This is a genomic window from Pseudomonas sp. IPO3774, assembly GCF_013386835.1.
Lineage (GTDB): Bacteria > Pseudomonadota > Gammaproteobacteria > Pseudomonadales > Pseudomonadaceae > Aquipseudomonas.
The window spans coordinates 151691-163297 of record NZ_JACAQY010000014.1; the positions used below are offsets into that span (position 1 = coordinate 151691).

Sequence of the window (11607 nt, forward strand, 5' to 3'; positions counted from 1 at the left end):
ATATAAGGCGCCGAGCGTGATATTCTGCGCGCCATCTTGGTCTAGCCTCTATCGAGTACGTACACCCGTATACGTCCCGGTGGTTAGCTGGCGCCCAGGTAGCTGAAGCCAATAATGATAAGAAGTCAGCGCAGAAGGGACATAAAAGTGAGGTCGATACGTCGGCCTTGTGTGCCCACCCTGCGGTCCCCGAATGAATGTGCACACCCCGCGGTGCGTTGCCTGGCGCAGCGTGATTGAGGGTTGCCCATGATCAGGGGCAGTGGGGCGGATGGCGTTTTATCATAGGTGCTACTGATGTTTAAAAAAGTAAACACTGCCCTGCTGGGGCTGGCTTTGTCGATGGGGATCACTTCCGTTCACGCGGAAGAGGCAAAGAAAGTCGATGTGCTGCTGATCGGCGGCGGCATCATGAGTGCAACCCTGGGTGTGTGGCTCAATGAGCTGCAACCGGACTGGTCGATGGAGATGGTCGAGCGCCTCGATGGCGTGGCCGAAGAAAGCTCCAACGGCTGGAACAACGCCGGTACCGGTCACTCGGCTTTGGCTGAGCTGAACTACACCCCGGAAGACAAGAACGGCAACGTTGAGATCCCGAAAGCGGTCGAGATCAACGAAGCGTTCCAGATCTCCCGTCAGTTCTGGTCCTGGCAGGTTCAGCAGGGCGTCCTGAAGAACCCGCGTTCGTTCATCAACTCCACTCCGCACATGAGCTTCGTGTGGGGCGATGACAACATCAAGTTCCTGAAGAAGCGTTACGAAGCGCTGCAGGCGAGCCCGCTGTTCGCCGGCATGCAGTACTCCGAGGACCCGGCGCAAATCGCCAAATGGGTTCCGCTGATGATGGAAGGGCGTGACCCGAACCAGAAAATCGCGGCCACCTGGACCCCGATCGGTACGGACGTGAACTTCGGCGAGATCACGCGCCAGTTCGTCGCTCACCTGCAAACTACGCCGAAGTTCGACCTGAAACTGTCGAGCGAAGTGCAGGACATCACCAAGAACGCCGATGGCACCTGGCGTGTCAGCTACAAGAACCTGAAAGACGGCACCAAGACGGAAACCGACGCCAAGTTCGTGTTCATCGGCGCGGGCGGCGGTGCACTGCACCTGCTGCAGAAGTCGGGCATTCCTGAAGCCAAGGAATACGCGGGCTTCCCTGTTGGCGGTTCGTTCCTGGTCACCGATAACCCAACGATTGCCGAGCAGCACCTGGCCAAGGCCTACGGTAAAGCTTCCGTTGGCACACCGCCGATGTCGGTTCCGCACCTGGACACCCGCGTGCTGGATGGCAAGCGCGTGATTCTGTTTGGCCCATTCGCTACCTTCTCGACCAAGTTCCTGAAAGAAGGCTCGTACCTGGACCTGCTGACCAGCACCACCACCCACAACATCTGGCCAATGACCAAAGTCGGTATCCGCGAATACCCACTGGTCGAGTACCTCGCCGGCCAACTGATGCTGTCGGATGACGACCGCTTCAAGGCGCTGCAAGAGTACTTCCCGAACGCCAAGAAAGAAGACTGGCGCCTGTGGCAAGCCGGTCAGCGTGTGCAGATCATCAAGCGTGACGAAGAGCAGGGCGGCGTCCTGAAACTCGGTACCGAAGTGGTCAGCTCCGCCGACAACACCATCGCCGGCCTGCTGGGTGCATCGCCAGGCGCGTCCACCGCGGCTCCGATCATGCTGACCGTGCTGCAGAAAGTGTTCAAGGAACAGGTTGCTTCCCCGGCCTGGCAGGAAAAGCTGCACCAGATCGTGCCTAGCTACGGCACCAAGCTGAACGACAGCCCTGAAGCTGTGGCTAAAGAATGGGCCTACACCGCCAACATTCTGCAGCTGACGCCTCCACCTGCGATTCCGCAGCTGACTGCTCCGAAAGCCACCGAGGCTGCAAAGCCTGCGGCTGAGCCGAGCAAGCCAGCTTCTGACCTCGCGCTGTAAGACGTTGGTGAGGTCCTGATTCAGGGCCTGCGCAACGTAAAAAGCCCGCTGAACCGGTGACGGTCAGCGGGCTTTTTTGCAGGTGTCACCAATGAGCGGGTACTTCGACCTGCCGCTCTGCAGCTGCCAACGCTGCCTTCAGTCCCTCTTTATCCAGAGGTATGCAGTACGCCGGCTTGGCGCGTTCAAACCGCCAGCTCTCATCCAGCCCACCGGCATCTACGGCGTCGAAGCCGATCTCGTCCAGCAGGGCGATGACTTGCGCCTTGGCTGCCGGGTCATCCGCCGCGACCGGGAGCGCGCGCCGGTCGGGTGCGCCGCGGCTGCGAGCATCCTGGGTCAGGTCCGGCGCCAGGATAGCGTTGAACACTTTCACCACATTTGATTGCGACAGGTGCTCGGCCACCAACCGACTGGTGGTGGTTTCAAAGCGGTCGAGCACGGGAATATGGCCGTCGCGGTTCGGGTAGTAGTTGTTGGCATCCATCACGGTTTTGCCTTCCAGCCACTGCGCCGGCACGCTGCGGTAATGTTCGAACGGAATCGCCAGCAGGACCAGTTCGCCAAATTGCGCGGCGTCTTGCGCAGTACCCACTTGAACCCCACGAATGCCACTCAGCACGCTGCTCATCGACTGCGGGCCGCGGGAGTTGCTCAACATCACTTCATGGCCGGCCGCCAACGCCAACTGCGCAACGGCGCGTCCGATAAAGCCTGCTCCGATAATGCCAATTTTCATGTCGGTGCTCCTGAGTTGAGAGAGACGTTATGATGATTGGCTACTGGATGAGGATAAATGGCCGTTCTGGTCTTGGTGTTGTTACTGGGAGTGGTGAATGATGGACCGCCTTTCAAGCATGAGTGCCTTTGTGATGGCTGCCGAACTGGGGTCCTACGCCCGTGCTGCCGAACGCCTGGGAATGTCGCCTCAGATGGTAGCCAAGCATGTGGCGGCGCTGGAGCGGCGGCTGGGCGCACGCCTGCTCAACCGCACCACACGCCGGCAAAGCCTGACGGAGTTGGGAAGCGCGTACTACGAGCGCTGCAAACATATCCTGACAGAGGCAGAGGCCGCAGACTCCCTCGCCCAGATCATGAATGACACACCACGGGGCAAGCTCAAGATCAGCGCCCCAGTGACTTTTGGCTCCTACAGCCTGATGCCACTGGTGACCGAATTTTTACGCGACAACCCCGAGGTGGAAATCGACCTGCACCTGACCGACCGGTTTGTCGACCTGGTGGAGGAGGGCTACGAAGTGGCGTTCCGTATCGGCCCGCTGGCGAACAGCAGCCTCACCGCCCGGCCGCTGCAGCCCTACCGCCTGGTGGTCTGTGCGGCACCCAAATACCTGGCCGAGCGCGGCACGCCGCTGACGCCCGCTGACCTTGAACACCACGAGTGCCTGGGATACGCCTACTGGTCACGTCCGGCTGATCGCGAATGGTCGTTCTACCAAGGCGCCGTCCTGCACAAGGCCCAGGTCGCCAGCCGCCTGCACGTGAATGAAAGCCGGGCCTTGATGTCGGCCGCGCGGGATGGTTTCGGGATTGTGCTGGGGCCTGAGGATTTCTTACGCTCGGCGCTCAAGAGCGGTGAGTTGGTGCGAGTGCTGCCGGACTATGAGGCGCCAAGTCGGCAGATGCATTTGCTCTACACCGCGAATCGCCAGCGCACCGCCAAGCTGCGGCGATTTGTCGATGCGGTGCTGTTGCGTTTCGGACCACCCTAGACGCTGAAGCCGGCCTTGACCTGCTCATACAGATGCAGTGCCAACAGGTTGCTGCTGTCGCCAAGCAGGTACAGGTGATGCAGCGGCAGCGGCGGCAGTTCAGCTCCAGCAATCCGGCGCGTCAATCCCTTACCCATGCGGCTTTCTTCCACCAACCCCACCGCCATGCCACTGCGGATACACGCTTCAACAGCGGGCGAACTCGCGCTTTCCAGCAGCACCCGATAGTAAGTGCCGTGCTCCTTCAGCGCTCGAATCGCTGCAGCGCGATAAGGGCAACCTGTCAGTTGCACGGCAATCGGCAGTGGCGCCTGCGGTGGGCAGCTGAAGTGTTCGGCGGCCACCCACAGCGGCTGGATTTCTCCCAGGCGCTCGCCTTGTTCCAACGGCTGGGCGCTGACAATCAGGGCCAGGTCCAGCTGCCTGCTGGCGAACAGCGTGAGCAGTTCGCCACTGGAGCGCGCTTCTACCTCCAGTTCCAGCAATGGGTTGTCGGCGACCAGGCGGGGCAGGAACTCCTGCATGAAGTCTGGCGCGTAAGAATCAGGCAAACCCAGGCGAATCTTGCCCTGCATGCGTTGCGGCGTGAGGGAGGCCAGCAAGCGGTCGTGGCTCTTGAGGAATTCGGTGGTTTCGCCCAGGAGTTTCTTGCCGTACATCGTCAGTTCAACCCCCTGGTTGCTGCGGCTGAACAGGCGTTGGCCGACCTGGTTTTCGAGCTTCTGGATCTGCGTGGTCACCGTCGAGGCACTGCGATGCACATGATTGGCCGCTTCGTTGAATCGCTGGAAGCGGGCCACCGCGTGGAAAGTGCGCAACAGGTCAATATTCAGTTGTTTGCTCATGATTCCACTTTTAAGGATTAGTGGTACAGATTATTCAAATATACAGAATCATGCGCGGCACTTAGCCTTTTGGTCAATCAAGCGAACCGGAGGCTCAATGAAGCGATCAACCGTGGGGCGGTTGCTGTTACAGGCGGTGTTCGTGCTGTCGTGGAGTTCGGGGTTTATCGGCGCGAAACTGGCGACCCGGAGTGATGGCGTGTTCAACGTGCTGTTCTGGCGTTTCTTGCTGGTGTCGTTGTGCCTGGCGCTGTTTTTGAACGTGCGGCTGCTGAAGGTTTCCTGGGCACAGATCCGCCATCACGCGGTGGTGGGTTTCCTCTCGCAGTTTCTCTATTTGACCTGTGTCTACGTGGCGATCCAGAACGGTTTGCCGCCGGGGATTGCGGCGATCATCGCGGCCCTGCAGCCATTGATGACGGCGGCGCTGTCATCGGGTAGCCACGCCGAACGCAGCGGCGGCTGGCAGTGGCTGGGGTTGATGATCGGTTTTGCCGGCGTGTCGATCGTCATCTTCGGGCAATACCGCAACAGCGGGGCCGAAGTCGGGTGGGTCATGTATGCATTGCCCCTGGTGTCGGCACTCGGTCTGACCGTGGCCACGCTGTACGAACGGCGGGCGGCCCGCACTGATTCCGGCGACCTGAGCCTGGCGTTGTTTATCCAGTCGTTGCTGACCTTGATCGGCTTTGCTGCAGCGGTGCTGTACACCGATACGCTGAGCATTCCGCAGACCCCCGACGTATTGATCTCCATCGTTTGGCTGACGGTGTTCTCTACCTTCGTGGCTTACCTGAGCCTGTGGATGTTGTTGCGCGTAATGACGGCTACCCATGTGGCGACATTGGTGTACCTGGAGCCTCCCGTGACACTGGTGTGGGCGGCACTGATGTTTGGCGATGAGATTCATGCATCGACGTATGCAGGGATCGCCGTGGTGGTGGCCGGGCTGATTCTGGTGCGACTGAAACAGCCGGTCGCAGTCTGTGCCTCTTGAAAAGGTCAGTTTTTCTTTACCTGCTGTCTGCCCGTGGGTTCAGCAAGCTGACAGTTGGCACCTGTTAAAAAGTCTTATAGCCAAGCAGGAGCGCGGCTGGAACAAGGGGGCACTTTTTTTACCGGTATAAACGCTGGGCGGTCACGCCCGAGGATTCTGTATGTTGTTACGTTATGCGGCATTGGCGGCTTTGGTCGTCGCGGCTTCCGGGTGTGTAGAGGAGCGGGTCGTACATGATCGACGACCGGTGCAGCGTGAATATGTAGAAGTCGTCGCGCCGCAACCGCCGCCGGTGCAGGTCATCGAGGTCGAGCCCGAAGGGCGGCCAGGTTACCTGTGGTCGCGTGGCTACTGGCGTTGGGAAGGCGGGCGCTATGTGGCGGTTCACGGCCACTGGGAGCCGGTACGGCCAGGTTATCGTTATGTCCACCCGCATTGGGAGCAGCGTAACGACGGCTATCACTGGCAGGGCGGCGGTTGGGTTCGCTGACCGTTATCCGATGGCTTAAATCGGCTTCTTCGTACCCAGAAGCCGAACTTCCCTGAGCAGCGCCGCGCCCAACTGGCCGGTGCCAAGCTCCTTGTAACCTACCGCTTTAACATCGCCATTCTCTTCCGCCTGGATGAGGATCACCGGTGTTTCCTTGCCGGTGCCTTCGTCGACATGCATGGCGTACTGCGGGATATCCAGCTTGATCGGCGTGCCTGCCGCCTTGCCCTTCACATTGATCAGAAACGCCGCACAACCGGTGTCCACATCCTGACTGGTAGCGGAGCGACCGCTGACGAAGCAGGTGTCGGGCAGGTCGGGCCAGGTGATGGCTTCGGCGAGGGTCAATGGGGACGTTAATGCCAGGCCGGCGAGAAAAAGCGTGCGCACGTTGGTCTTGTCTCTGGATAAAGTCAGTAAGGGCATTTTCTACCAAAGCCTTGACGCTTCTGCAACGCGACGCCTCAGGTCAGCCGCCGCATGCCGGTAGCCTTGGCCGCGCTGACATCAAATGTCGCCGTATATTCACAGCCTGCTGCGTGGGCGCAGCGTTCAATCAGGCAGTCGGCGAAATCGGCCCTGGTGCTTGTAAATCGCCGGAGTGCCTGCCAGATAACGTCGGCGTGCTCTACGGTCAGTTCGCGGGTACGCAGCAGCGTCTCCAGGACCGCAACCACTTCACTCTTGGCTGACTGGTAACTGGACTGCAGGACCCACACCAGTTCCACCACTGAAACCAGGCTGACAAAACCCGGCGAGGCAGTGGTGAGCGACTCGATCAGTCTGGATGCCTTTGGCGATTGGACGGGATCATCCTGGGTGACGTAACGCACCAGCACATTGGTATCCAGTCCAATCATCGTGCTTTGGCTCCCTGTGCAGCGATGGCCAGGTTCATTTCTTCGATGCTGACGGGATTGGCGGGTTTGCGGATCAGCCCTTTGAGGTCCGACACAGTCTTGCTGGCCGCGATGATCGCAAACTTGCCCTCTTCCATTTCGACGAATTCGACCCGGTCGCCAGTGTTCAGCCCAAGTGCGGCCCTGACTTGAACGGGAATGGTTATTTGGCCTTTTGAAGTGAGTGTGGCGGTAGCCATGTTGAAAGCCTCTCTCGTGATACTCCTTACCTTAGGGTAAGGAATAGTGGAGGGCAAGATCCATTGGTCCATAGGTTACTCATCTGGCGTGGGTGGGTCGGAACAGGTAAAACGATAGTCCGAACGTTTCCCGTCGACACGCCTGAAACCAGCCTTAAGAGATACAACATATGACCGACCGCCACCTCATCATCCCCACTTCCATGCACCCCATCGTCGAGCGCGCCGGCTACGTCCCGGCGGTAAAAGTCGGCAAGACCCTGTACTGCGCAGGGCAGGTCGGCCGCACGGAACACCTGGAAGTCATCACCGATCCCGAGGCACAGTTCGTCGCCGCCTGGGAGAGCCTGCGCCTGGTATTGGAGGAGGGGGGCTGTACGTTTGAAGACGTGGTCGACATGACCACCTACCACGTGAACATGAGCGAGCACATGGCGGTTTTCCGTGAAGTGAAAAACCGCCTGTTCCCTCGCGGGTTGTGCGCCTGGACGGTCATTGGCGTATCAGAACTGGCCAACCCGGGCTTGCTGCTGGAGATCAAGTGCGTAGCGGTTCAGCGCTGACTCACTGCACCACGCGGTAGCACGGCACGTAGGCGGCGCCGCCTGGCAGTTTCATCCGGTGCTGCTCTACGAACGCCTTCAGCAACTCATCCAGCGGTTTCATGATCGCTGGGTCGCCATGAATCTCATACGGCCCGTTCTGCTCGATCAGGCGGATGCCCTTGTCCTTGACGTTGCCCGCCACAATCCCCGAGAACGCCCGGCGCAGGTTGGCCGCCAGTTCATGGGGCGGCAGCGCGTGGCTCAGTTGCAGGCTGGCCATGTTGGCGTGGGTCGGGTCGAACGGGCGCTGGAAGCCCTCGTCGATCTTCAGCAGCCAGTTGAAGTGGAACGCGTCGTTGCGCTCGCGGCGGAACTGTTTGACCGCTTTCAAGCCGACGGTCATCTGCCGTGCCACCTCAGCCGGGTCGTCAATGATGATCTGGTAATGAGCCTGGGCCGCTTCGCCCAGGGTCGCGCCGACGAACGCGTGCAACTGTTGCAGGTACGGCGCGGCGTGTTTCGGCCCGGTGAGGATCACCGGGAACGGCACGTCGCGGTTGTCCGGGTGCATCAGGATGCCCAGCAGGTACAGGAACTCTTCGGCGGTGCCGGCGCCGCCCGGGAAGATGATGATGCCGTGGCCGACGCGCACGAAGGCTTCCAGGCGCTTTTCGATGTCCGGCAAAATCACCAGCTCATTGACGATCGGGTTCGGCGCCTCGGCGGCGATGATCCCCGGCTCGGTCAGGCCCAGGTAGCGCCCGCCGGTAATGCGTTGCTTGGCGTGGGAAATGGTCGCGCCCTTCATCGGGCCTTTCATCACGCCGGGGCCGCAGCCGGTGCACACGTCGAGGCTGCGCAGGCCGAGTTCGTGGCCGACTTTCTTGGTGTATTTGTATTCTTCGGTATTGATCGAGTGCCCGCCCCAGCACACCACGATCTTCGGCTCGACGCCCGGGCGCAGGGTGCGGGCGTTGCGCAGCAGGTGGAACACGTAGTCGGTGATGCCCTGGGAGCTGCTCAGGTCGATGCGCTGGCTGTCCAGTTCGTTTTCGGTGTAGACGATGTCACGCAGGGCGCTGAACAGCATCTCCCGGGTACTGGCGATCATTTCACCATCGACGAACGCGTCAGCCGGTGCATTCAACAGTTCCAGGCGCACGCCACGGTCCTGCTGGTGGATGCGCACTTCGAAATCTTTATAGGCGTCGAGGATGGTCTTGGCGTTGTCGATGTGCGCGCCGGTGTTGAGGATGGCCAGGGCGCATTGACGGAAGAGGGTGTAGATGCTGCCGGTACCGGCTTCGCTCAGTTGCTGGACTTCACGTTGCGACAGCGTTTCAAGGCTGCCTTTAGGGCTTACGGAGGCATTGATGACTTGTCTTTGGGGCATTCTGATTCCCTGAAAGCACAGCCACCGGACCATGCATGGCCAGTGGCTTGAGGATAGTGCGCGCCGTTTTCGGTCGCATTGGACTGGCATTTTCCCCGGCACTGGAGCCGAGCGCAAACACTGTCGCGCACCATCATGCCGCAGAAGTTACTGAATCAGCTTCCAGTTTTTGTAGAAAAACCGACGCAGGGTAAAGACTGCTCCGGCAAAGGCCGCGATCAGGCCGTTGAGCACCGACGGCACCAGGGTTGGCCGCACGATGTCGATGAACAGGCAGTAGCGCTTGGCGTCGTTCTTGTTGAAGGAGGCGTGCATCAGCGTGTCATCGAAGATAAACAGCGGATCATCGTGCCAGTAGTGTTTGTGCTTGCCGACCTGGATGTAGACGCCGTCGTGATGGGGCGCCGGTGCCATGTTGTAGAGCACGCGGAACATCATGCGCAGCGGGCCGAAGTGAAACGAGGTGGAACGGTTTTCGTTGAATACCGACACGCCGATGGTTTTCACGTAGGGCAGTTTTTCCCGCAGTTGCGGGATATCCAGGGTGGTCTCGATCGGGCGGCCGTACCATTGGAAAAACAGCATGCCGCGTTTTTTCTCGGCCATGCGCTCGTCCAGGTACTGAATGATCTCGTCTTTGTTGGCCATGGCGTCGTCGATCACCTTTTGCAGGTCTTCGCGCCAGGCCGGCGGCAGGTCGTTCATTTTATAAACGTGGCGATTGCGCTGGCTCATCAGGTCAAACAGCGTGTTGAACGGCGCCAGCAACCAGGTATTGCGGCCGTTGCCGATGAAATACTTCTTGATGGTCGCGCCGTCGTACAGGCCATTGCGCAGGAAATCGTACAGGCCGCAGAACACCACCAGCAGCAGAAACACCAGGGTGGTCTTGGGGAAGCAATAAATGAACAGCAAGACGCCAAGGACCCATGCGGCGGACGCCAGGCGTTTGCGGATGACACTCTTACTCATGAAACTGGGCTCCATCAGACGGTTTTCGATTGCTTCAAAACCGTCCGCGGTTGACTGGCAGGCCAGGCAAAGGAGTCAGTCAACCCGTGGGCATCATGCCCGAGCCGAAACATATCGAAATAATATGGTCATGATAGGGTGTTATCGCCCTCACGTGGCGTTTTAAATGCTGGAAATTTGTGAAGTCACTGCACAGATTTTTACCGCTGTCCCCCTAAAATGCCTCGGCGGATGGCCAGGCTGGCGGTGTTGCGGATAGCATTTTGTGAACAGAAGATTTGCGACTATCGTGACGCTTCGGTTTTCCGGGCGTCATAGACCCGTACGATTGACGCTGTAATGGCCACCATTGGCCTTCGGCACCTTGGAAGAGGCAGAAATTTTATGATCATCAAACCGCGGGTTCGTGGCTTTATCTGTGTGACCGCTCACCCGGTTGGCTGTGAAGCGAATGTCAAAGAGCAGATCGACTACGTGACCGAACACGGTGCCATTGAAGGCGGCCCGAAAAAGGTGCTGGTCCTCGGGGCTTCCACCGGCTACGGCCTGGCCGCGCGCATCAGCGCTGCCTTTGGCTGCGGCGCCGACACCCTGGGCGTGTTTTTTGAGAAAGAAGGCGAAGAAGGCAAGCTCAGCTCTGCCGGCTGGTACAACAGCGCCGCCTTCGAGAAGTTTGCGCTGGAAAAAGGCCTGTACGCCAAGAGCATCAACGGCGATGCGTTCTCTGACGAGATCAAGCGCCTGACCATCGAAACCATCAAGAAAGACCTCGGCAAGATCGACCTGGTGGTCTACAGCCTGGCCGCGCCACGCCGTACCGACCCGCAAGGCGTGGTGCACAACTCCACCCTGAAGCCGATCGGCAAGGCTGTGACCCTGCGCGGCATCAATACCGACAAGGGCGTCGTGGTCGACACCACCCTCGAACCGGCCACCCAGGAAGAAATCGACGGCACCGTGAAAGTCATGGGCGGCGAAGACTGGCAGCTGTGGATCGACGCCCTGCGTGACGCCGACGTGTTGGCCGAAGGCGCCAAGACCACTGCGTTCACCTACCTCGGCGAGAAGCTGACCCAGGACATCTACTGGAACGGCTCCATCGGCGAAGCCAAGAAAGACCTGGACAAGAAAGTCCTGACCCTGCGCGAAAACCTCGCGGCGCTGAAAGGCGACGCCCGTGTGTCGGTACTCAAGGCAGTAGTGACCCAGGCCAGCTCGGCGATCCCGATCATGCCGCTGTACCTGTCGTTGCTGTTTAAAGTGATGAAAGAGCAGGGCACCCACGAAGGTTGCATCGAGCAGGTCTACGGCCTGTTCAAGGACAGCCTGTATGGCAAAGAGCCCAAGCTCGACGCCGACGGCCGCCTGCGCGCCGACCTCGCGGAACTTGAGCCTAAGGTTCAGGACGCGGTAGCGGCCCTGTGGAATCAGGTCTCCGATGACAACGTCAACGAGATCAGCGATTTTGCCGGCTACAAGGCGGAATTCCTGCGCCTGTTCGGTTTCGAGATCGACGGCGTGGACTACGACGCTGACGTGAATCCGACCGTGAAGATCAAGGGCCTGATTCAGGCTTAAGCGCTTGCGGT

13 protein-coding genes are annotated in these 11607 nt (G+C 59.7%); 6 read left to right on the top strand and 7 right to left on the bottom strand.

Annotated features, from left to right (window positions below):
• Positions 1-297: 297 nt before the first annotated feature.
• Complete coding sequence (gene mqo / locus HYE77_RS09170; RefSeq protein WP_177068706.1) at positions 298-1944, top strand: malate dehydrogenase (quinone); 1647 nt, start codon at positions 298-300, stop codon at positions 1942-1944.
• 85 nt (positions 1945-2029) lie between these two features.
• Here the strand turns inward: mqo and HYE77_RS09175 are convergent, their stop codons facing one another.
• A complete protein-coding gene (locus tag HYE77_RS09175; RefSeq protein ID WP_008437644.1) occupies positions 2030-2683 on the bottom strand; it encodes an NADPH-dependent F420 reductase in 654 nt (217 codons plus the stop codon).
• Between the two features lie 97 nt (positions 2684-2780).
• Here HYE77_RS09175 and HYE77_RS09180 point away from each other — a divergent pair, with 97 nt between their 5' ends.
• Positions 2781-3677 carry a LysR family transcriptional regulator gene (locus tag HYE77_RS09180; RefSeq protein ID WP_173883044.1) on the top strand — a complete coding sequence of 299 codons (897 nt, stop codon included), beginning with the start codon at positions 2781-2783 and terminating at the stop codon, positions 3675-3677.
• Here the strand turns inward: HYE77_RS09180 and HYE77_RS09185 are convergent.
• A complete protein-coding gene (locus tag HYE77_RS09185) occupies positions 3674-4522 on the bottom strand; it encodes a LysR substrate-binding domain-containing protein (protein WP_177068707.1) in 849 nt (282 codons plus the stop codon). The genes HYE77_RS09180 and HYE77_RS09185 overlap by 4 nt on opposite strands.
• Before the next feature lie 97 nt (positions 4523-4619).
• Between HYE77_RS09185 and HYE77_RS09190 the strand changes: the two genes are divergently transcribed.
• Both HYE77_RS09190 and HYE77_RS09195 read left to right on the top strand, forming a co-directional pair.
• Positions 4620-5519 (top strand): DMT family transporter, encoded by a 900-nt coding sequence (locus tag HYE77_RS09190; RefSeq protein WP_177068708.1) that lies wholly within the window; start codon positions 4620-4622, stop codon positions 5517-5519.
• A 160-nt stretch (positions 5520-5679) separates the two neighbouring features.
• Positions 5680-6009, top strand: a complete 330-nt coding sequence (locus HYE77_RS09195) for a YXWGXW repeat-containing protein (RefSeq protein WP_023659079.1) — start codon at positions 5680-5682, stop codon at positions 6007-6009.
• A 15-nt stretch (positions 6010-6024) separates the two neighbouring features.
• Here HYE77_RS09195 and HYE77_RS09200 read toward each other — a convergent pair whose 3' ends face one another.
• The 3 genes from HYE77_RS09200 to HYE77_RS09210 all read right to left on the bottom strand — a co-directional run bounded on the left by HYE77_RS09200 (position 6025) and on the right by HYE77_RS09210 (position 7180).
• Positions 6025-6399: a hypothetical protein gene (locus HYE77_RS09200; RefSeq protein WP_168197525.1), complete on the bottom strand. Its 375-nt coding sequence runs from the start codon at positions 6397-6399 to the stop codon at positions 6025-6027.
• A 74-nt stretch (positions 6400-6473) separates the two neighbouring features.
• The gene (locus tag HYE77_RS09205) at positions 6474-6869 is read right to left on the bottom strand and encodes a PIN domain-containing protein (protein WP_003218874.1); all 396 of its coding nucleotides are present in this window, start codon (positions 6867-6869) and stop codon (positions 6474-6476) included.
• Entirely contained in the window at positions 6866-7180 is a 315-nt protein-coding gene (locus tag HYE77_RS09210; protein ID WP_174717775.1) for an AbrB/MazE/SpoVT family DNA-binding domain-containing protein, read from the bottom strand. The genes HYE77_RS09205 and HYE77_RS09210 overlap by 4 nt, the downstream gene beginning before the upstream one ends.
• 98 nt (positions 7181-7278) lie before the next feature.
• Between HYE77_RS09210 and HYE77_RS09215 the strand changes: the two genes are divergently transcribed.
• Positions 7279-7671, top strand: a complete 393-nt coding sequence (locus tag HYE77_RS09215; RefSeq protein WP_003218870.1) for a RidA family protein — start codon at positions 7279-7281, stop codon at positions 7669-7671.
• A 1-nt stretch (position 7672) separates the two neighbouring features.
• Here the strand turns inward: HYE77_RS09215 and ppnN are convergent, their stop codons facing one another.
• Both ppnN and HYE77_RS09225 read right to left on the bottom strand, forming a co-directional pair.
• Positions 7673-9046: a nucleotide 5'-monophosphate nucleosidase PpnN gene (gene ppnN, locus HYE77_RS09220; protein ID WP_003218868.1), complete on the bottom strand. Its 1374-nt coding sequence runs from the start codon at positions 9044-9046 to the stop codon at positions 7673-7675.
• A 147-nt stretch (positions 9047-9193) separates the two neighbouring features.
• Positions 9194-10018, bottom strand: coding sequence for an aspartyl/asparaginyl beta-hydroxylase domain-containing protein (locus HYE77_RS09225; RefSeq protein ID WP_177068709.1), 825 nt, complete (start codon positions 10016-10018; stop codon positions 9194-9196).
• Positions 10019-10402: 384 nt separating this feature from the next.
• Between HYE77_RS09225 and fabV the strand changes: the two genes are divergently transcribed.
• The gene (gene fabV / locus HYE77_RS09230; protein ID WP_003218863.1) at positions 10403-11596 is read left to right on the top strand and encodes an enoyl-ACP reductase FabV; all 1194 of its coding nucleotides are present in this window, start codon (positions 10403-10405) and stop codon (positions 11594-11596) included.
• Positions 11597-11607 lie beyond the last annotated feature (11 nt).